The following is a 17,800-nucleotide window of genomic DNA, read 5'->3' as shown; positions in this document are numbered from 1 at the left end:
GGGCGCTTTGCCCCGCTTGTCAGCGCGGCTGTGGCGGAAGGAAGCGGGTGGTTCGACGGTTGCCGCACCCCGTGTGGAGTGTTTCCGCAACGAGGAATCCCATCGTATCAGAGTGTTACAGGTTCGCCCCCCGCGCGCCCAGTGAAGATGCGCGCAGGTGTCGCGGCGATGTGATCAGCGCTTGCCGGCCTTGCGGGTGCCGAGGAGGAGGTTGGTCTCTGACGTGGTGATGCCTTCGAGGCCGCGGATGCGGAAGAGGACCTCGTCCAGATCGGCCAGCGTTTGGGTGCCCAGTTCCACGATCAGGTCCCACTTGCCGTTGGTGGTGTGGATCGCCATCACCGCCGGAAAGCCCGAAAGCCGGGCCATGATGCGTTCGGCCCCCCTGCCCTCGATCCCCACCATCATCAGCGCGCGCACCGGCGCGGCGGTCACGTCGCTGCGCGTCAGCACCGTGAAGCCCGCGATTTCGCCCCGCGCTTCCAGCCGTTCCATGCGGGCGCGGACGGTCGCGCGCGAGATGTCGAGCCTTGCCGCAAGGTCGGACAGCGCGGCGCGGCCATCGCGGCGGAGTTCGGCGATCAGCCGCTGGTCGGTTTCGTCCAGCATGGTCGGTTCCTCCGCCGTTTCGGCAAATCCGTGGTTCAGGATGACGATAATGCCACTGGAATCCATCGCAAGGGGGAAAGACTGAAGGAGCAAAGGAGAGACCCATGGCCAATTGCATCCTGATCGGGGCCCCGATTGACGAAGGGCAACGTCGTCCCGGCTGTCTGATGGGGCCGGCGGCCTTTCGTGTGGCGGGGCTGGCCGCGGCGATCCGCGACCTGGGCCATGGCGTGACGGACTGGGGCGACCTGGCCCTGCCGGAGCTGCGCGAGGCGACCTGCCCCAACCCGGCGGTGCATTCGCTGGCCGAGGTGGTGGGCTGGACCGAGGTTCTGGCCGACAAGGTGGAGGACGCGCTGGCGGACGGCGGGTTGCCGGTGGTGATGGGGGGCGACCATTCGCTGGCGCTTGGATCGGTCGCCGGCGCCGCCGCCCATGCCAAGCGCGAGGGGCGGCCTCTGTTCCTGTTGTGGCTGGATGCGCATTCCGATTTCCACACGCCGATGACCACGACCAGCGGCAACCTGCATGGCACGCCGGTGGCCTATATTGCCGGGCGTGGCGATTTCGACGCCTTCCCCCCCTTCCCGGCGCCGATCCCGGCCGGTCGCATGTGCCTCTATGGCATCCGGTCTGTCGATCCGGCCGAGCATTCCGCCCTGCTGGAGCATGACATCGCCATCACCGACATGCGGGTGCTGGACGAACATGGCATCGTGGCGCCGCTCCGCGCCTTTCTGGAACGGGTGGAGGCGGAACAGGGGATGCTGCACGTCTCGCTGGACGTGGATTTCCTCGACCCGTCCATCGCGCCGGCCGTGGGCACGACGGTGCCGGGCGGCACGACCTTTCGCGAGGCGCATCTGGTGATGGAGCTCTTGCACGAATCCGGGCTGGTGACATCGCTGGACCTGGTGGAGCTGAACCCGTTCCTGGACGACCGCGGTATGACGGCGCGGCTGATGGTGGATCTGGTGGGCTCGCTGATGGGCAAGAAGGTCTTTGACCGGCCGACGCGGTCGAAGTGACGGGAGGCAAATGATGACCCTGAACCTTGTGCCTTTTGTCAGCGTTGACAGCATGATGAAGCTGGTTCTTCATCTTGGGATCGAACGCGTGATGGTCGATCTGGTGGCCGAGATCGAGGCCGACTTCCGGCGCTGGCCGATGTTCGACAAGACCCCGCGCATTGCCTCGCACAGCGATGTGGGCGTGATCGAGCTGATGCCGACCTCGGACGGGCAGACCTATGGCTTCAAGTATGTGAACGGGCATCCCGCCAACATGAAGCGGGGGTTGCAGACGGTGACGGCCTTTGGCCTTCTGGCTGATGTGGAGACGGGATATCCGGTGCTGCTTTCGGAAATGACCATCCTGACGGCGCTGCGCACCGCGGCGACCTCTGCCATGGCGGCGAAATGGCTGGCGCCGAAGGGCTCGCGCGTCATGGCGCTGATCGGCAATGGCGCGCAGGCCGAATTCCAGGCGCTGGCCTTCAAGGCGGTCTGCGGTATTCAGGAGGTCCGGCTCTACGACCTCGACCCCGCTGCCACGGCGAAATGCGTGCGGAACCTGGCCGGGCGGGGCCTGCGCACGGTGGCCTGCCGGACGGCGGAAGAGGCGATCTTGGGCGCCGAGATCGTGACCACGGTGACGGCGGACAAGGCCTGTGCCACGATCCTGACCGACAACATGGTGGGGTCAGGCGTGCACATCAACGCGGTGGGCGGCGACTGCCCCGGCAAGACGGAACTGCACCGCGACATCCTCCTGCGCTCGGGCATCTTCGTGGAGTTTCCCCCGCAGACGCGGGTGGAGGACGAGATCCAGCAACTGGACCCCGACCATCCGGTGACCGAGCTCTGGCAGGTGATCGCCGGGCAGGCGGCGGGGCGGAACAGCGCCGAGCAGATCACGCTCTTCGACTCGGTCGGCTTCGCCATCGAGGATTTCGCCGCGCTGCGCTATGTGGCGGGCAAGGTGAAGGGGACGGAGTTCTGCGAGATGCTGGACATGATCGCAGACCCGGACGATCCGCGCGACCTGTTCGGCATGGTGCTGCGCGCGGCGGCCTAGAGGCCGACCATCCGGCGGATGTCCTGCGGCGTCGCGCCCTCGGCGCGGTATTTCGCCAGCGCGCGGGCATCGTCGCGTTTCGCCAGCCGCTTGCCGTTGTCGTCGCGGATCAGGCGGTGGTGGTGGTAGGCGGGCGTGGGCAGGTTCAGCAGGCGCTGCAGCATCACGTGAATGCGCGTCGCTTCGGATAGATCGGCTCCCCGGACCACATGGGTCACGCCCTGCTCCGCGTCGTCCACGACCACCGACAGATGATAGGAGGTTCCCATGTCCTTACGGGCCACAACAAAATCGCCAACCTGCTTGCAGATGTCGTCCGGCGTGAACTCGATAAGACCCTTTGCCCCGCCGGGTCCGATCCCGGTTTCCACATAGCCAGCATAGCTGTGCCAGCCGCCATCCGGGGTGTCGATGCGGTGCTGGAAATGCTGCGGACCGATGCAGGCGACCTCCAGCCTCAGGGTGGCGTCGCGCGGGCGGTCATGTCCGTCTGGAAACGTCCGCTCCCAATTCATCCGGTTGCGGCAGGTGCCGGGATAGACCGGCCCGTCCGGCCCCGTAGGCAGGTCCACGCCTTCCTGCGGTGCCGACAGGGCGGCCTCGATGTCCCGGCGGCTGCAGGTGCAGGGGTACAACAACCCGGCCAGCCAGAGGTCATTCAGAGCCTTGTCATAGGCGGGCTGACGTTCCGACTGGCGCATCGGTTCGGCGTCCCAAACGATGCCCAGCCAGGCCAGATCGTCAAGGATCTGACGCTCCCAATCCGGCCTGCTGCGCTGGCGATCAATGTCCTCCATCCGCAAGAGGAAGCTTCCCCCCTCGTAGCGGGCCATGTCATGCGCCAGCAGGGCAGAATAGGCATGGCCGAGGTGTAGCGGGCCGGTCGGTGAGGGCGCGAAGCGGGTTACGAAAGCCATGCCTGGAAAGCTTCCTTGGCGCGGTCGGTATAGGCCTTGTAGCGGTCTTTCCGGCCCTTGCGGCCTCCCTTCGCGTCGATGGGCGGGAACAGCCCGAAGTTCACGTTCATCGGCTGGAAGGTCTTTGCCTCGGCCCCGCCGGTGATGTGGGTGATCAGAGCGCCCGTCGCTGTTTCGGGCGGCGGCGGTGGCAGGTCTTGTCCGAGGATCTCTGCCGCGGCCATGCGGCCGGCCAGAAGACCCATCGCGGCGCTTTCCACATAGCCCTCGACCCCGGTGATCTGGCCGGCGAAGCGGATGTTGGGGCGCGACTTCAGCCGCATCTGCGCATCGAGCAGCGTGGGCGAGTTGATGAAAGTGTTGCGGTGGATGCCGCCCAGGCGCGCGAACGAGGCATTTTCCAGCCCCGGAATCTTGCGGAAAACATCCACTTGCGCTCCGTACTTCATCTTGGTCTGGAAGCCCACGATGTTGTACAGTGTGCCCAGCTTGTTGTCGCGGCGCAGCTGCACCACGGCATAGGGCTTCTGGGGATTGTGGGGGTTGGTCAGGCCCACCGGCTTCATCGGGCCAAAGCGCAGCGTCTCGCGCCCGCGTTCGGCCATCACCTCGATCGGCAGGCAGCCGTCGAAGTAGCCCGCCGTCTCGCCCTCATGAAACTCGGTCTTGTCCGCCGCCAACACCGCGTCGATGAAGGCCTCGTACTGGTCCTTCGTCATCGGGCAGTTCATGTAGGCGGTCTGTTCCTCGATGGTCTCGCCCTTGTCATAACGCGACTGCATCCAGGCGACCGACATGTCCACCGTTTCGGCATAGACGATGGGGGCGATGGCATCGAAGAAGGCCAACGCCTCGGCGTCGGTGGCGGCGCGGATGCTTTCGGCCAGCGCACCGGAGGTCAGCGGGCCGGTGGCGATGATCCAGTGGCCGGATAAAGGAAGCTCGGTAATCTCTTCCTCTGAAACGGAAATCAGCGGATGGGAACTGAGCCGCGCTGTGACAGCTTCGGCAAAGGGATCGCGGTCCACGGCCAACGCGCCACCCGCCGGCAGGCGATGCGCTTCGGCCATTTCCATGATCAGGCCACCGGCCGCCCGCATCTCCCAGTGCAAGAGACCCACGGCGTTGCGTTCGTGGTCGTCCGAGCGGAAGGAGTTGGAGCAGACCATCTCGGCCAGCATGCCCGTGCGGTGGGCAAAGGTGCCGACCTTGGGGCGCATTTCGTGGATCACCACGGGCACGCCGGAAGATGCGGCCTGCCAGGCGGCTTCAGAACCCGCCATGCCGCCGCCGATAATGTGAAGTGTCTCGGTCATGGCAGGGATTTAAGCGCATTCGGCCCAAATGAAAAGCGGGCCGGTTTCCCGGCCCGCCTGTCCTAAAGTGCGTGCCTTACGCCTTGTCCAGCGCCAGCTTGCCCGCGCCGGTCGAAGCCAGCAGCAAAAGGCCACCCGCGATGGCCATGTTCTTCAGGAAGCTGGAGAGCTGCATCTGGTCGCCGAAGTTCGAATGATACATCAGCCCGGCCACCACGCAGAAGGCCGCCGCTGCCAGCGCGGCAAGGCGGGTCTGGAAGCCGACGATCAGCGCACCGCCCACCACGATCTCGAACAGGATCGCGGGCCACGCCAGGAAGGCAGGAAGACCACCCGAGGCGAGATAGCCCGAAAAGCCCGCGACATTCCCCAGCTTGCCAAGGCCGGCCAGAAGGAAGAGCACCCCGATCAGCACGCGCGCGGCAAGGGGGGCATAGGATTTGAGAGAGTCCATCGTGAAGGGTCCTGTTCCGTTTCGTCCTCGGCCCGTGCCGAAGCTGCATTACGCATACAGGATTTTTTCTTTCCGCAAATTCCGCACGTTCGCGCGCAGTCTGCGCAGGAATGCACAGATCAGGGTGTTCGGAGCGCCGCCCGCTGCCGCAAGACGAAGGCTGCAGGGTCCGAGACATCGTAACCCAGCCCTGCCGCTGCATCGAAGAAGCCGCGCGCCGGCATGTCACCACTCAGGCGCCCCCGCATGAGCGCTGCGCGCAACGGGCGCCCGGCGGCGGTATCCTCGGCCATCAGCCGTTCCAGGGCCGCCGTCAGGTCCGCCAGCCGCCAGCCCAGGTCGCGGGCCAGCGCGCCGTAGGTGATGGTCTCGCCCGCCGCCGCAAGGGCGGCAAGGCGGGCCTCCAGCTCACTCATCCGCCTGTTCGGCAACGCGGGCCACGGACACCACGTCCTCGCCCTCGCCCACGTTGAACACACGCACCCCGCCCGCCGAGCGGGACCGGAAGGAGATCTGGTCCACCGGAACGCGGATCGACTGGCCGGCCGAGGTCGCCAGCATGATCTGGTCGGAAGGTTCCACCGGGAACGAGGCCACAACGATGCCGCCGCGGGGGCCGGGCGAGATTGCCTTGACGCCGATGCCGCCGCGTCCGCGCACCGGGTAGTCGTGGCTGGACGAGAGCTTCCCCGACCCGCCACGCGTGACGGTCAGGATCAGGTCTTCCGCCGCCGACATCTCGGCATAGCGTTCGGGCGAAAGCTGGCCTTCGGACACCGCTTCTTCCTCCTCGTCTGCCGCCTCTTCCTCGGTCACGCCGGCCATCAGGCGGCGCTGCTTCAGATAGGCCACCCGCTCCTCTGGCGTGGCGTCGAAATGGCGGATCACCGCCATCGACACCACAGAGTCGCCCTCGGCCAGGCGGATGCCACGCACGCCGGTGGAATCGCGGCCCTTGAACACCCGCACCTCGGTTGTCGGGAAGCGGATCGCGCGGCCAAGCGAGGTCACCAGCATGATGTCGTCGTTCTCGTCGCAGATGCGCGCGTTCACCAGGCTCACGCCTTCGGGCAGGTTCATCGCGATCTTGCCGTTGCGCTTGATGTTCGTGAAATCGCTGAGCGCATTGCGGCGCACGTCGCCATCCGAGGTGGCGAAGAACACCTGCAGCCCGTCCCATTCCAGCTCCGGCACGTCGATGGGCATCAGCGCGGCAATGGAAATGCCGGTCTGGATCGGCAGGATGTTGACGATGGCCTTGCCCTTGGCGGTGCGCCCCGCCAGCGGCAGGCGCCAGCATTTCAGTTGGTAGGCCATGCCATCGGTGGTGAAGAACAGAAGAACGGTATGCGTGTTCGCCACGAACAAGGTGGTGACGACGTCGTCCTCTTTCGTCTCCATCGCCGACAGGCCCTTGCCGCCGCGGTTCTGGGCGCGGAATTCGGCCAGGGGCGTGCGCTTGATGTAGCCGCCCGAGGTGATGGTGACGACCATGTCTTCGCGCTCGATCAAATCCTCGTCGTCCAGGTCGCCCTCCCAATCGGCGATCTGGGTGCGGCGGGGCACGGCGAATTGCGTCTTCACCTCGGTCAGCTCGTCCGAAATGATCGCCATGATCCGGTCACGCGAGGACAGGATATCGAGGTAGTCCTTGATCTTCGCGGCCAGTTCCTCGAGCTCGTCGGTGATTTCCTTCACCCCCAGGGCGGTGAGCCGCTGCAGGCGCAGGTCGAGGATCGCGCGGGCCTGGGTTTCGGACAGGTTGTAGGTCCCGTCCTCGTTCATCTTGTGGGTCGGGTCGTCGATCAGGCGAATGTAATCGGCGATGTCATGCGCGGGCCAGCGCCGCGTCATCAGCCGGTCGCGCGCCTCGGACGGGTCGGAGGAGGAACGGATGGTCGCCACCACCTCGTCCACGTTCGAGACCGCCACCGCCAGACCGCACAGGATATGGCTGCGCTCCCGCGCCTTGCGCAGCTCGTAAGCCGTACGGCGCGCTACAACTTCCTCGCGGAAGGCAATGAAATGCACCAGGAAATCGCGCAGGGTTAGCGTTTCCGGCTTGCCGCCGTTCAAGGCCAGCATGTTGCAGCCAAAGCTCGTCTGCATTGGCGAAAAGCGGTAAAGCTGGTTCAGCACCACGTCGGGCGTGGCGTCGCGCTTCAGCTCGATCACCACGCGCACGCCCACCCGGTCGGATTCGTCGGCGACACTGGCCACGCCTTCCAGCCGCTTGTCGCGCACGGCCTCCGCGATCTTTTCGATCATCGCGGCCTTGTTCACCTGGAAGGGGATCTCGTCCACGATGATGGCAAAGCGGTCCTTGCGGATTTCCTCCACATGGGTCTTGGCGCGAATGATCACCGAGCCGCGGCCTTCAAGATACGCCTTCCGCACGCCCGACCGGCCCATAATCATCGCGCCGGTGGGGAAGTCGGGGGCCGGGATGATCTCCATCAGCCGTTCCATCGACAAGTCGGGATTCTCGATCAGCGCCAGCGTGCCGTCGATCACCTCGCCCAGATTGTGCGGCGGGATGCGGGTTGCCATGCCGACGGCGATGCCTTCGGACCCGTTGACCAACATGTTGGGGTAGCGCGCCGGCAGGACGGTGGGTTCGCGGTCCTTGCCGTCATAGTTGTCCTGAAAATCGACCGTGTCCTTGTCGATGTCGTCCAAGAGCGCGCGGGCCGATTTTTCCAGCCGGACCTCGGTATAACGGAAGGCCGCGGGCGGATCGCCGTCCATCGAGCCGAAGTTGCCCTGCCCGTCCAGCAGCGGCAGCGACATCGAGAAATCCTGCGTCATCCGCACCAGCGCGTCATAGATCGCCGAGTCGCCGTGCGGGTGATACTTGCCCATCGTGTCGGCCACCGGACGCGAGGACTTGCGGTAGGGCTTGTCGTGCGTGTTGCCGACTTCGTTCATCGCATAAAGAATACGCCGATGCACCGGCTTCAGCCCGTCGCGCAGGTCGGGGATGGCGCGGGCCACGATCACGCTCATCGCGTAATCCAGATAGGCCGTCTTCATCTCTTGCGCGATGTCGATCTGCGGTCCGTGCCATTCGGCCCGCGCCGGCTTTTCGTCAGCGTTTTCAGGGTCTTCGGGACGATCCGACACGTTGTCCTGCCTTCCGGGCCATTGCCCCATATCTTGCGCGCGCGACCCTACACCAACCATCCTGTTGTGTGCAATGCGGGGGTGGCCGCCCCATCTGGCAGCACCCCATCCTGAGTGCCAACATACTGTTTTCGTTGAAATTCATTCCGGCTTTGGCATCATCCTTCGCAGGGGGGAAACGCATCGGAGGCAAGGATGGCGGCAAGCGAGACGGAACTTATGCTGAAAGGCTATGGGCTGACCACGGCGGAACTGTTCTACCGGATGCCCGACTACCGGCATGTGCTGAACAGCTTCATCTGGCAGGACTATGATCTGGCGCCGGACTATCCCCGGCTCTTCAAGTTCATCGAGTTCTGGCAGGAAAAGATCGAAGGCCCGCTGCACTCGGTCCGCTTCGCTCACCGAAAGCTGATCAGCCCCGGCGAATGGCGGCATGTGAAGGGAGAGTTCTACCTGAACTAGCCCGCCATCGGCGCCATGATCTCGACCTCGGCCCCGCCGCGGATCGCCGTGTAGAAACAGCTGCGCCGGTTGGTGTGGCAGGCCGGCCCCTCCTGTGCCACCAGCGCCAGCAGACAGTCGCGGTCGCAGTCGATGCGCAATTCCACCAGCCGCTGGTGGTGCCCCGAGCTTTCGCCCTTGACCCAGAACGCCTGGCGCGAGCGTGACCAATAGGTCACCTTACCCGTCTCCAGCGTGCGCGCGACCGAGGCCGCGTTCATCCAGGCGAACATCAGCACCTCCCCCGTGGCCGCATCCTGCGCGATGCAGGGAACCAGGCCCTTGTCGTCGTACTTCAGGCTTGCCGCATCAAAGGCCATGGGTCCGCTCCTTGGCAGGGACAGGGTGCGGGTCTATCTAGGGGGTCAGCGGAGATTTGGCCATGAGCGACAGCGACCTCATCAAGCTCTATTCGGGGCGCATCCTGGAACTGGCGGCAGACATCCCGCATCTGGGCCGCCTGCCCCACCCCGACGCCAGCGCAAAGCGGCGCTCGCCGCTTTGCGGCTCCACCGTCACGGCCGATGTCGTGGTCAAGGATGGCCGTGTGCAGGATTTCGCGCAGGATGTGAAGGCCTGTGCGCTTGGCCAGGCCTCGGCGGCGGTGCTGGGCCGCGTGGTGATCGGCCGCAGCCGGGCAGAACTGGAAGCGGCGCGCGACGCCTTGCGCGCCATGCTGAAAGAGGGCGGCCCGGTGCCCGCCGCGCCCTTCGACGGCTACGAGGTGCTGATCCCCGCCCGCGACTACAAGAACCGCCACGCCTCGATCCTTCTGGCGCTGGAAGCGGTGACCGAGGCGATGGCCACGGCCGAAGCTGCCGCCTGACCAGAAAAAACCGCCGCACACCCATCGGTGGCGGCGGTCAGTGGCGTGTCTTTGCCGGAGCGGGTCGAGGCAGACCCAGGGACAGGCATCCGGGGAAGGATGATCCGGCAACAAAGACCGCAGGCAGAACTCAGGCGGCGCCGGTCAGGCTGAGGGCGCCGTAAAGCAGAACGAACAGGGCAACCAGGCCGGCGAGATCCTCCACCACCGTGGCGCGGGACCGGACGAGGACTGCGGCGATATCCTTGAACATCAGAACCTCCTGCTCTTGCGTTGCCCCTTTGTTCTCATATCCAGCGCGAGTCGTAAAGAACTTTTTAAGAACATTACGGAACAAACTGTGCACATACGGAATATGCGCCGCCCCGCACCCGGCTCAGGCTGCGCGCAGGGGCAGGCCCTCGCCCATCAGATCCTCGACAAAATAGGCGGCAAACTGCGCGCGGCCGGAAACCCCGGCCTTGGCGTAGATGCGCGTCAGCTGCGCGCGCACCGTGCCCTGCGCCGCCCCGCGCAATGCCGCGATTTCTGCAACGTCCAGCCCCTTCAGCGCCAGAAGGCCTACGTCGGTCTCGGCCGGGGTAAGCCCCCAGGCGGTGAACTGGCGTTCCACCACATCGGCAAGCGCGCCCCGCGCCACGTCCAGCGCGCGGTCCTGTTCCTCGATCAGCGTGATGGTGCGCCGCAGCGAGACGATGCCGAACAGCACCCCCAGCACCAGCGCCAGCGTCACCACGCCCTCGAACCAGATGTGCAGGCTGTCGGCATCCGCCGCGAGGTCGCTGAACACGTCGCCCACGAAGAACACCGCCGCCAGGCTTTGCAGTGCGACGAAAACCGAAAGCGCGGCGGTTTCCCGCCGCCCCTTCGGCCGAAGGATCGGGCCCATCTTCACTCGGCGCGCCTCCGGTTGCGTTCGCCGCGTGCCGCGCTGCCCAGAAGCATCGGCGCCACCAGATTGCGCCGCAGCGCGCGCGACTCAACGGCCACGCCAGCCACATGCAGCAGCACAAGGATCAGGATCACGTTCGCCGCCACCTCGTGCACCTCTTTTGCCGCGTCCTTCCAGCCGCCGTCGTCGTCGGCCCTGCTGTCATCGGCCTGCACCAGCGCCGACCAGTCGCCGCTGTCAACCGCCGCCTGATCGGCCGCCACCTGCATCGGCGTGGCGCCGCCCGTCATGTAAAGCCCACTTGCCGTGACAAGCGCCAGAAGGCCCCACAGCGCATAGGCCATGATCGCCCCCGCAGGGTTGTGCGAAGGGTATTCCGGCACCCGGCCGCGTACCAGCCCGGCAAGGTGACGCATCGCCTGCACCGGCGCAGGCGGGAAGGTGGAAAAGCGTGCTGCGCCGGGGCCGACCAGGCCCCAGACCAGCCGCAGCGCCAGCATCGCCATGCCGGTCCAGCCGGCGGCAACGTGAAGCGTGCTGCCCCCTTCGGTCAGGACCGCGTTCAGCAGCACCACGATGGCGATGACCCAATGCGTCAGGCGCACCACGGGGTCCCACAACGCCGGGGGCTTCACCCGGCCCGACCAAAGGGAGGCAGCCATGGCTTAGTCCCCCGACTTCACTTCGGTAACGGCGCCGCTGGCGGGGTCGATATAGACTTCCATCGGCTTGCCGGCCTCGTCGGTGCACTTCGCTTCGATCTTGCCGTCCTCGGCTTCGAAGTCCGAAACCTTGCAGCCCTTCTCGGCCAGTGCCGCGGTGGCGGCCTCGGGAGTGGTGCCCACGACATCGCCCACGGCAGGCGCGGCCAGCGCGGCCAGCGGGGCGGCGGTCAGGAACAGGAACAGGGTCAGGATACGCTTCATGGTCTTGCCTTCCTTCTGCCGGGGCACCGCGCCCCGGATGGCCGCCACCTGCCCCGCGCCCTGCGGCCGGTCCATTGGCCGGGGGCTTATCGCGACCCGCTAAGCGCCCGCTGACAGCCGGGAGCGGCGCGTCCCCCGGCTTGCAGGCCGCCGCGCTTCCGGGTCATGGTCGCGGCGATGGACCATCATGCACGCAGCATCGCCCTGACCGTTGCCGCCGGGACGGTGATCGTTCTGGCGCTTCTGGCCATATGGCGGATCCTGCAACCGCTGACACAGGGCGCGGCCCTTGCCCTGATCCTTCTTGCCCTGCTGGTGTTCCTTGGCACGCGCAGTGTCCAGGCGGCCCGCCGCCGCGCCTGGGGGCAGGCGGCGATTCGCCCTGCCTCGCCCCTCGCCCCGTTGCTGACAGGCCGGATCGGTGCCACGGCACGCGCCATCGGGGTCACCGCGATTGCCGTGCCCCTGACCGCGGCCGAGGTCGTGCTGGCGCGCCCGGCCGATCTCTGGCTTCTGGCGGCCCTCGTTCCGCTGGCGGCTCTGGCGCAGGCGATCCTCGCCCACCGGCTCGGACGGCACCTGCACCGTCCCTGGGCCGACCCGCTGGCCGACAGGCTGGCACTGGCGCTGGTGGGCGGGGTGTTCGTCGGGCTGCATGTCTGGCTCGACTGGACCACCGCCACCCTGCCCGGCTATCTGCACCTCCCCTTCGCCCCTGCGATGCAACAGGCCATGGCCGATGTGCCCGGCCCTGCCGGCCCGGTGACCGAAGCCCTTCAGGCGGCGCAGGCGGGCGATGCGGCGCGGATGTGGCTGTTGCTGCATCTTGGTCCGGACAGCCCCTTCGCGGCCCTGCGCCCGCTGGCTGTCATCCTGCACCTCGTGACAAGCGCGCTGGCCGTCCTGTCGGTGGCACAGGTGGCCATCGCCGTGCGGCAGTTCTGCGAGAACCTGCTTGTCGAAACATCGGGGTCCACATGACCGCACCTCCCCCGCCCGCAAGACGCCAGGCCCGGCTCTTTGCCATCGCCTTCTGGTCCACCATCGCGGTGCTGGCCCTTGTCACGCTTGGCCTCGCCGCCGTGGTCGCGCTGCGCGGCCCGGCGGGGCTGGACGATCTTGCACGTGACATCGGCCTGAAACCTGCCATCTACCGCCCCGCCCCGACCGAGCTTGAACGGCTGTTCCAGCAGGCGGGCGACATGGCGGCGGCAGAGGTGCAGGGTCTGATGGCGGCGCAACTGGACGCGGCCTTCGCCGCGGCCCATGCCGCCGTGCCGGACTACGCCGATTTCCACTATTCGGTTCTGGGCGAATACACCGAACTTGCCGGCGCCGTTCTGGGCCAGGTGGAAGGCGAGCTCTACCGCCGTCTCTTCGGCGACCTCGACACCCGGCTTTCCGAAGCAGCGGCCCGTGTCGATGCTGCCTATGCCCAGGCCTTCGCCTCGGCACTGGAGCGCAAGACCGCCGAGCTTCTCGCCGCGACGCCCGCTCAGGACGAACTCGACGCCGCGATGGCCGCGCTTCTGGGGCAAGCCCCCGTGCGGATGACGGTCACCGCCCCCATCGGCGCCACCGCCGCCCTGATGGGCGGCGCCGCGGCCGTGAAGGTCATGACCAGCGTGATGGCCAAGAAGATCGCCTCCAAGGTGGCCATGAAGGCGGCAGCGAAGGGCGCCGCAAAATCCGCAGGCCTTCTGGGCGGCAGCGGCGCCGGCGCGGCCATCGGCAGCGCCGTCGGTCCCGTCGGCACCGTCGCGGGTGCCGTCATCGGCGCCGGCATCGCCTGGTTCGCCACCGATGCCGTGGTGGTAAACCTCGACGAATACTTCCACCGCGAAGAATTCGAGGCCGAGCTTCACGCCATGATCGACGACCAGCGCGACCGGATGCTGCGCGACTGGACCGCCACCCTGCAGGCCCGCCCCACCGAACTGATGCAGGACGTGGCGCTGAAGGATCTCTTCACCCCCGCGGGGCCGCCCCAGCCGTGACCCGCCCTTGATATGCCCGCCCGGACGCGCGATATGCTCGACCAGTGCCTTGGAGACATGCGATGGCCCTGCCGGTGAAGGACCAACTGAAATACTGGGGCATCGCGGCCCTGGTGTTCTTCGTCGTGCTCTGGTTCCTGGGCAACATCATCCTGCCCTTCCTGGTGGGCGGCGCCATCGCCTATTTCCTCGACCCGCTGGCCGACCGGCTGCAACGCGCCGGCCTCAGCCGCGCCGCGGCCACCGCGCTCATCACCCTGGTGGCCGCCCTGGTCTTTGCCGCGCTGGTCCTGTCGGTCATCCCGACGCTGATCCAGCAGCTGACCGCGCTGGTCAACGCGGTGCCCGACTTCGTCAAGCAGTTCCAGACCTTCCTCGTCACCCGCTTCCCAGAGCTGCAGGACAGCACCTCGACCGCGCGCCAGACGCTTTCGCAGATCGCCCAGGCGATCCAGGCGCAGGGCGGCCAGCTGGCCAACGGCGTCATCTCCTCCGCGCTCAGCGTGGTCGGCGCGGTCGTCTTCCTCGTCGTCGTGCCGGTCGTGGCCTTCTACATGCTGCTCGACTGGGACCGCATGGTCGCCCAGGTCGATGCGCTGATCCCGCGCGACCACGCCCCCACCGTGCGCCAGCTCGCGCGCGAGATCGACGCCGTGCTTGCCGGCTTCGTGCGCGGCCAGGTCTCGGTCTGCGTCATCCTGGGCACTTTCTATTCGGTCGCGCTGATGCTGGCCGGCCTGCAATTCGGCCTTGTCGTCGGCGCCATCGCCGGGGCGATCACCTTCATCCCCTATGTGGGCTCGCTGGTCGGCGGCACGCTCGCCATCGGTCTGGCGCTCGTGCAGTTCTGGGGCGACTGGGTGTCCATCGCCATTGTCGCCGCCATCTTCGCCGCCGGCCAGTTCTTCGAAGGCAACATCCTCACCCCGCGCCTCGTGGGCAAGTCGGTGGGCCTGCACCCGGTCTGGCTCCTCTTCGCCCTGTCCGCCTTCGGCGCGGTCTTCGGCTTCGTCGGGATGCTGGTGGCGGTGCCCGTCGCCGCCGCCATGGGCGTCTTCACCCGCTTCGGCATCGCCCAGTACCAGAAGAGCCTGCTCTACCGCGGCATCGACCCGCATCCCGAGCCGGAGCGGGCGCCCGAGCCGTGACCGGACAGCTCGCGTTCGACCTGCCCGCGCGCGAAACCTTTCGCCGCGAGGATTTCTTCGTCTCGCCCGCCAATGCCACAGCGCTGGCCGCGCTGGATGCGGGCGACTGGCCCGGCGGCAAACTCGTGCTGACCGGCCCCGCCGGCAGCGGCAAGACCCATCTCGCCCGCCTTTGGGCCGCCGAGACCGGCACGCCTGTCATTCCCGGCACAACCCTCGGTGATGCCGACCCCCAGGCCCTTGCCGCGACAGGCCGGTTGGTCATCGAAGGCGCCGATGCCGTGGCGGGCCACGCGACGGCCGAGGTCGCGCTCTTCCACCTGCACAACCTCCTCTGCCCCGCCGGGCGCCTGCTCCTTACCGCGCGCCATCCGGTGCGCGACTGGGGCCTCACCCTGCCCGACCTGCACAGCCGCCTTTCCGCGGCCGGCGTTGCCACGCTGGACCTGCCCGACGATGCGCTCCTTTCTGCCGTGCTGGTCAAGCTCTTCGCCGACCGCCAGGTCACGGTGCCGCCCACGCTGATCCCCTGGCTCGTGGCCCGCATGGAACGCAGCATTGCCGCGGCCCGCGCGCTGGTGGCAGAGCTTGACGCCAAGTCACTGGCCGAACGGCGCCCCATCTCGCAGAAGCTGGCTGCAGAGGTGCTGGACAAGATGGAAGACGGGTGATTCCATATCCCGAAAGGCGCCGGGCAGACCGGCGGAGAGTGAGATGACCCAGGCCGATTTCCTGAAAGCCCCGTTCCCTGCCCCGGTTTCGCTGCCCGCGGCCGAAATCACCGGACCGGGTCGCTTCTTCAACCGCGAGCTCAGCTGGCTCGCCTTCAACTGGCGTGTGCTGGACGAAGCCGCGAATCCTGCCGTGCCGCTTCTGGAACGTCTGCGCTTCCTGTCGATCAGCGCAACCAACCTTGACGAATTCTACACCGTCCGCGTCGCCGGCCTGCGCGCGCTCGTCCGCGCCGGCAATACCACCCCGTCCGAGGATGGCCGCACTCCGGCCGAACAGCTGCGGCTCATCAACGAGGATGCGCGCCGCCTGATGCAGGTACAGCAGACCACGTTCAACAAGCTGAAGAAGGAAATGGAGGCCGAGGGCATCACGCTGCTCACCCGGTCAAAGCTTACCTCGCGCGACCTGAAACACCTGGAAAAGCACTTCCTCGACAAGGTCTTCCCGGTGCTTTCGCCGCTTGCCATCGACCCGGCACACCCGTTCCCCTTCATCCCCAACACGGGCTTCTCCCTGGCGCTGGAGCTGGAACGCGTGTCCGATCACCGCGCCCTCCAGGCACTTCTGCCCATTCCCCAGCAGATCGCCCGCTTCGTGCCGTTGCCGGGGCGCGAGGGCGAAAACCGCTTCCTGCCCCTCGAAGAGCTTCTGCTCCTGCACCTCGACATGCTCTTCCCAGGCTTCACCGACCGCGGCCATTGCCTGTTCCGCGTGCTGCGCGACAGCGACCTCGAAGTCGAGGACGAGGCCGAAGACCTGGTGCGCGAGTTCGAAACCGCACTCAAGCGCCGCCGCCGGGGCGAGGTGATCCGGCTCAAGATGTCCGCCGGCGCCCCGCCCGAGCTGAAAGAGCTCATCATGGAAGAGCTCGCCGTCACCGAACAGGAAGTGGTCGAGGTGCGCGGCCTGCTCGGTGTGGCCGACCTCAAGGAACTGGTGCTGTCCTCGCGCCCCGATCTTCTCTGGCCGCCCTTCACGCCCCGTGTGCCCGAACGGGTGCAGGATCACGACGGCGATCTCTTCGCCGCCATCAAGCAGAAGGACATCCTTCTGCACCATCCCTACGAAACCTTCGATCTGGTGATCCGCTTTCTGGAACAGGCCGCGCGCGACCCGAACGTGCTGGCCATCAAGCAGACGCTCTACCGCACCAGCTGGGACAGCCCCATCGTCAGCGCGCTCTGCGAGGCGGCAGAGGCGGGCAAGTCCGTGACCGCGCTGGTCGAGCTGAAGGCCCGCTTCGACGAGGCCGCCAACATCCGCCAAAGCCGCCGGCTGGAACGGTCCGGCGCGCATGTCGTCTATGGCTTCGTGAACTACAAGACCCACGCGAAGATCAGTACCGTGGTCCGGCGCGAGGGCGAGAACCTGGTCACCTATACCCACTACGGCACCGGCAACTATCACCCGATCACTGCGCGCATCTACACCGACCTGTCGTTTTTCACCTGTGATGCCGCGCTTGGCCGCGATGCCACCAAGGTCTTCAACTATCTCTCCGGCTATGTTCAGCCTCAGGGTCTGGAAAACCTCGCCATCGCCCCGGTCACGCTGAAACCGCGCCTTCTGGAACTGATCGGGGCCGAGGCCGACCACGCCCGCGCCGGCCGCCCGGCGGAAATCTGGGCCAAGCTGAACTCGCTGATCGAGCCCGACGTGATCGACGCGCTCTATTCTGCCTCGAATGCCGAGGTGAAGATCAACCTCGTGGTGCGCGGCATCTGCGGCCTGCGCCCCGGCGTGAAGGGTCTCAGCGAAAACATCCGCGTGAAGTCCATCGTCGGGCGGTTCCTGGAACATAGCCGAATCGTCTGCTTCGGCAACGGTGGTGGTCTGCCCTCGAAGAAGGCGCGCGTCTTCCTGTCCTCTGCCGACTGGATGAGCCGCAACCTGACGCGCCGGGTCGAGACGCTCGTCGAGGCGCATAACCCCACGGTCAAGAACCAGATCATGGGGCAGATCATGGCCGCCAATCTCGCGGACGAGGCACAAAGCTGGGTGCTGGATGCGATGGGCCGCTATCGCCGCTTCCTGCCCGAGAAGGACGAGACGCTGTTCAACTGCCACCGCTTCTTCATGGAAAACCCCTCGCTCTCGGGGCGCGGCTCGGCGGGGGCCAAGGACGTCCAGCGCCTGGCCACGCTGCGCGACGAAGGCCAGGCCGCCTGACGGTCTGGCCGGCGATTCCGGTGCGCAGCCGGGCCGCAGGGAGCCGGGTGACTTCGGTTTTTCGCAGAATAATCGTGATCTTGCGGGCCTGTGTTGACCTTGAAACCG

The 17,800-nt window shown here is 66.7% G+C and carries 20 protein-coding genes; 9 read left to right on the top strand and 11 right to left on the bottom strand.

Annotated features, from left to right (window positions below):
• Positions 1–174 precede the first annotated feature (174 nt).
• On the bottom strand, positions 175–606 hold the full coding sequence (locus JO391_RS06455) for an Lrp/AsnC family transcriptional regulator (protein ID WP_220664466.1): 432 nt from the start codon (positions 604–606) through the stop codon (positions 175–177).
• 107 nt (positions 607–713) lie between these two features.
• Here JO391_RS06455 and rocF point away from each other — a divergent pair, with 107 nt between their 5' ends.
• Both rocF and ocd read left to right on the top strand, forming a co-directional pair.
• Positions 714–1,637: an arginase gene (gene rocF, locus JO391_RS06450; RefSeq protein ID WP_220663488.1), complete on the top strand. Its 924-nt coding sequence runs from the start codon at positions 714–716 to the stop codon at positions 1,635–1,637.
• Between the two features lie 13 nt (positions 1,638–1,650).
• Positions 1,651–2,685: an ornithine cyclodeaminase gene (gene ocd / locus JO391_RS06445; protein ID WP_220663487.1), complete on the top strand. Its 1,035-nt coding sequence runs from the start codon at positions 1,651–1,653 to the stop codon at positions 2,683–2,685.
• On the opposite strand, the gene gluQRS is transcribed toward ocd, so the two are convergent.
• The 5 genes from gluQRS to gyrA form a co-directional block, all read right to left on the bottom strand.
• A complete protein-coding gene (gene gluQRS / locus JO391_RS06440) occupies positions 2,682–3,602 on the bottom strand; it encodes a tRNA glutamyl-Q(34) synthetase GluQRS (protein ID WP_220663486.1) in 921 nt (306 codons plus the stop codon). The two genes, ocd and gluQRS, sit on opposite strands and share 4 nt — an antisense overlap.
• Positions 3,590–4,918 (bottom strand): methylenetetrahydrofolate--tRNA-(uracil(54)-C(5))-methyltransferase (FADH(2)-oxidizing) TrmFO, encoded by a 1,329-nt coding sequence (trmFO, locus tag JO391_RS06435; protein ID WP_220663485.1) that lies wholly within the window; start codon positions 4,916–4,918, stop codon positions 3,590–3,592. The genes gluQRS and trmFO overlap by 13 nt, the downstream gene beginning before the upstream one ends.
• 76 nt (positions 4,919–4,994) lie before the next feature.
• Complete coding sequence (locus JO391_RS06430; RefSeq protein WP_220663484.1) at positions 4,995–5,372, bottom strand: DoxX family protein; 378 nt, start codon at positions 5,370–5,372, stop codon at positions 4,995–4,997.
• Between the two features lie 119 nt (positions 5,373–5,491).
• On the bottom strand, positions 5,492–5,788 hold the full coding sequence (locus tag JO391_RS06425; RefSeq protein ID WP_220663483.1) for a hypothetical protein: 297 nt from the start codon (positions 5,786–5,788) through the stop codon (positions 5,492–5,494).
• Complete coding sequence (gene gyrA, locus JO391_RS06420; protein WP_220663482.1) at positions 5,781–8,495, bottom strand: DNA gyrase subunit A; 2,715 nt, start codon at positions 8,493–8,495, stop codon at positions 5,781–5,783. Before gyrA ends, JO391_RS06425 begins: the two co-directional genes overlap by 8 nt.
• Positions 8,496–8,690: 195 nt before the next feature.
• On the opposite strand from gyrA, the gene JO391_RS06415 reads away from it, so the two are divergent.
• A complete protein-coding gene (locus JO391_RS06415) occupies positions 8,691–8,960 on the top strand; it encodes an usg protein (protein ID WP_220663481.1) in 270 nt (89 codons plus the stop codon).
• Here the strand turns inward: JO391_RS06415 and hisI are convergent.
• Entirely contained in the window at positions 8,957–9,319 is a 363-nt protein-coding gene (gene hisI, locus JO391_RS06410; RefSeq protein WP_220663480.1) for a phosphoribosyl-AMP cyclohydrolase, read from the bottom strand. The two genes, JO391_RS06415 and hisI, sit on opposite strands and share 4 nt — an antisense overlap.
• Positions 9,320–9,381: 62 nt before the next feature.
• Between hisI and JO391_RS06405 the strand changes: the two genes are divergently transcribed.
• On the top strand, positions 9,382–9,825 hold the full coding sequence (locus JO391_RS06405) for an iron-sulfur cluster assembly scaffold protein (protein ID WP_220663478.1): 444 nt from the start codon (positions 9,382–9,384) through the stop codon (positions 9,823–9,825).
• A gap of 130 nt (positions 9,826–9,955) precedes the next feature.
• On the opposite strand, the gene JO391_RS21425 is transcribed toward JO391_RS06405, so the two are convergent.
• The 4 genes from JO391_RS21425 to JO391_RS06390 form a co-directional block, all read right to left on the bottom strand.
• Positions 9,956–10,078: a hypothetical protein gene (locus tag JO391_RS21425; protein ID WP_259444836.1), complete on the bottom strand. Its 123-nt coding sequence runs from the start codon at positions 10,076–10,078 to the stop codon at positions 9,956–9,958.
• Between the two features lie 123 nt (positions 10,079–10,201).
• Complete coding sequence (locus JO391_RS06400; RefSeq protein ID WP_220664465.1) at positions 10,202–10,714, bottom strand: helix-turn-helix transcriptional regulator; 513 nt, start codon at positions 10,712–10,714, stop codon at positions 10,202–10,204.
• 2 nt (positions 10,715–10,716) lie between these two features.
• Entirely contained in the window at positions 10,717–11,379 is a 663-nt protein-coding gene (locus JO391_RS06395) for a cytochrome b/b6 domain-containing protein (RefSeq protein WP_220663476.1), read from the bottom strand.
• Positions 11,380–11,382: 3 nt separating this feature from the next.
• Positions 11,383–11,718: a PepSY domain-containing protein gene (locus tag JO391_RS06390; RefSeq protein ID WP_259444835.1), complete on the bottom strand. Its 336-nt coding sequence runs from the start codon at positions 11,716–11,718 to the stop codon at positions 11,383–11,385.
• Between the two features lie 102 nt (positions 11,719–11,820).
• Between JO391_RS06390 and JO391_RS06385 the strand changes: the two genes are divergently transcribed.
• The 5 genes from JO391_RS06385 to JO391_RS06365 all read left to right on the top strand — a co-directional run bounded on the left by JO391_RS06385 (position 11,821) and on the right by JO391_RS06365 (position 17,692).
• Positions 11,821–12,624 carry a hypothetical protein gene (locus JO391_RS06385; protein ID WP_220663474.1) on the top strand — a complete coding sequence of 268 codons (804 nt, stop codon included), beginning with the start codon at positions 11,821–11,823 and terminating at the stop codon, positions 12,622–12,624.
• Entirely contained in the window at positions 12,621–13,640 is a 1,020-nt protein-coding gene (locus tag JO391_RS06380) for a hypothetical protein (protein ID WP_220663472.1), read from the top strand. The genes JO391_RS06385 and JO391_RS06380 overlap by 4 nt, the downstream gene beginning before the upstream one ends.
• Positions 13,641–13,702: 62 nt before the next feature.
• Positions 13,703–14,788 (top strand): AI-2E family transporter, encoded by a 1,086-nt coding sequence (locus JO391_RS06375; protein WP_220663470.1) that lies wholly within the window; start codon positions 13,703–13,705, stop codon positions 14,786–14,788.
• The gene (locus tag JO391_RS06370; RefSeq protein ID WP_220663468.1) at positions 14,785–15,459 is read left to right on the top strand and encodes a P-loop NTPase family protein; all 675 of its coding nucleotides are present in this window, start codon (positions 14,785–14,787) and stop codon (positions 15,457–15,459) included. Before JO391_RS06375 ends, JO391_RS06370 begins: the two co-directional genes overlap by 4 nt.
• A gap of 43 nt (positions 15,460–15,502) precedes the next feature.
• Positions 15,503–17,692, top strand: a complete 2,190-nt coding sequence (locus JO391_RS06365) for an RNA degradosome polyphosphate kinase (RefSeq protein WP_220663466.1) — start codon at positions 15,503–15,505, stop codon at positions 17,690–17,692.
• The last annotated feature ends 108 nt before the right edge of the window (positions 17,693–17,800 follow it).

Origin of the sequence: Neotabrizicola shimadae, assembly GCF_019623905.1 — a bacterium.
Lineage (GTDB): Bacteria > Pseudomonadota > Alphaproteobacteria > Rhodobacterales > Rhodobacteraceae > Neotabrizicola > Neotabrizicola shimadae.
The sequence above is the reverse complement of the archived record's forward strand: the minus strand, read 5'-3'. Positions and strand labels throughout refer to the sequence as shown.

What these genes read in the sequence shown, in the direction of transcription:
- rocF (WP_220663488.1), top strand. Translation starts at nt 714, where the DNA reads ATGGCCAATTGCATCCTGATCGGGGCCCCGATTGACGAAGGGCAACGT.
- ocd (WP_220663487.1), top strand. Translation starts at nt 1,651, where the DNA reads ATGACCCTGAACCTTGTGCCTTTTGTCAGCGTTGACAGCATGATGAAG.
- gluQRS (WP_220663486.1), bottom strand. Translation starts at nt 3,602, where the DNA reads ATGGCTTTCGTAACCCGCTTCGCGCCCTCACCGACCGGCCCGCTACAC.
- trmFO (WP_220663485.1), bottom strand. Translation starts at nt 4,918, where the DNA reads ATGACCGAGACACTTCACATTATCGGCGGCGGCATGGCGGGTTCTGAA.
- JO391_RS06430 (WP_220663484.1), bottom strand. Translation starts at nt 5,372, where the DNA reads ATGGACTCTCTCAAATCCTATGCCCCCCTTGCCGCGCGCGTGCTGATC.
- JO391_RS06425 (WP_220663483.1), bottom strand. Translation starts at nt 5,788, where the DNA reads ATGAGTGAGCTGGAGGCCCGCCTTGCCGCCCTTGCGGCGGCGGGCGAG.
- JO391_RS06415 (WP_220663481.1), top strand. Translation starts at nt 8,691, where the DNA reads ATGGCGGCAAGCGAGACGGAACTTATGCTGAAAGGCTATGGGCTGACC.
- hisI (WP_220663480.1), bottom strand. Translation starts at nt 9,319, where the DNA reads ATGGCCTTTGATGCGGCAAGCCTGAAGTACGACGACAAGGGCCTGGTT.
- JO391_RS06405 (WP_220663478.1), top strand. Translation starts at nt 9,382, where the DNA reads ATGAGCGACAGCGACCTCATCAAGCTCTATTCGGGGCGCATCCTGGAA.
- JO391_RS21425 (WP_259444836.1), bottom strand. Translation starts at nt 10,078, where the DNA reads ATGTTCAAGGATATCGCCGCAGTCCTCGTCCGGTCCCGCGCCACGGTG.
- JO391_RS06400 (WP_220664465.1), bottom strand. Translation starts at nt 10,714, where the DNA reads ATGGGCCCGATCCTTCGGCCGAAGGGGCGGCGGGAAACCGCCGCGCTT.
- JO391_RS06395 (WP_220663476.1), bottom strand. Translation starts at nt 11,379, where the DNA reads ATGGCTGCCTCCCTTTGGTCGGGCCGGGTGAAGCCCCCGGCGTTGTGG.
- JO391_RS06390 (WP_259444835.1), bottom strand. Translation starts at nt 11,718, where the DNA reads ATGGACCGGCCGCAGGGCGCGGGGCAGGTGGCGGCCATCCGGGGCGCG.
- JO391_RS06385 (WP_220663474.1), top strand. Translation starts at nt 11,821, where the DNA reads ATGGACCATCATGCACGCAGCATCGCCCTGACCGTTGCCGCCGGGACG.
- JO391_RS06380 (WP_220663472.1), top strand. Translation starts at nt 12,621, where the DNA reads ATGACCGCACCTCCCCCGCCCGCAAGACGCCAGGCCCGGCTCTTTGCC.
- JO391_RS06375 (WP_220663470.1), top strand. Translation starts at nt 13,703, where the DNA reads ATGGCCCTGCCGGTGAAGGACCAACTGAAATACTGGGGCATCGCGGCC.
- JO391_RS06365 (WP_220663466.1), top strand. Translation starts at nt 15,503, where the DNA reads ATGACCCAGGCCGATTTCCTGAAAGCCCCGTTCCCTGCCCCGGTTTCG.